Source organism: Phytohabitans aurantiacus (assembly GCF_027923225.1).
Lineage (GTDB): Bacteria > Actinomycetota > Actinomycetes > Mycobacteriales > Micromonosporaceae > Phytohabitans > Phytohabitans aurantiacus.
This window is the reverse complement of sequence record NZ_BSDI01000148.1, coordinates 1-475: the sequence shown is the minus strand read 5'-3', so window position 1 is coordinate 475 and position 475 is coordinate 1. Positions and strand designations below refer to the sequence as shown.

Below are 475 nucleotides of genomic sequence, written 5' to 3'. Positions count from 1 at the left end.
ATGTGGTACCGGTGGCGCGAGCGACCGAGCAGTTGCTGGAGCAGACCGATTTGCTGGTGGTGGGTGGCCCGACGCACGCGCACGGAATGAGCCGGGCCACCACTCGTGACGGGGCGGTGACCGATGCCTACAAGCACGGAAGCCCCCTGACTCTTGACGCCGATGCCGAAGGGCCGGGCCTGCGGGACTGGCTCGACGCACTGCCGGCGACGATGCACGCGAAAGCGGCGGCATTCGACACCCGCGTCGACATGCCGGCGTGGCTGACGGGCCGGGCTGGCAAGGGCATCGCAGGGCAGTTGCGCAAGCACCACCTGGCACTAGTGGCAGAACCGGAAAGCTTCCTGGTGACCAGGCAGAACACGCTGCAGGAGGGTGAGACGGTACGCGCCCAGCAGTGGGGACGGCTGCTAGCCGCCACAGCTGGTTGACGTGAGCGTGTCGAACTCGCGCTGTACGTAGCGCGCGAGTGCTG

The 475-nt window shown here is 67.8% G+C and carries 1 protein-coding gene; it reads left to right on the top strand.

Going from position 1 to position 475, the window contains the following annotated elements; genetic code table 11:
- Positions 1–431, top strand: a 431-nt coding sequence (locus QMG73_RS46190; RefSeq protein WP_281906533.1) for a hypothetical protein, incomplete at its 5' end; no start/stop codon positions are given.
- Positions 432–475: the final 44 nt, after the last annotated feature.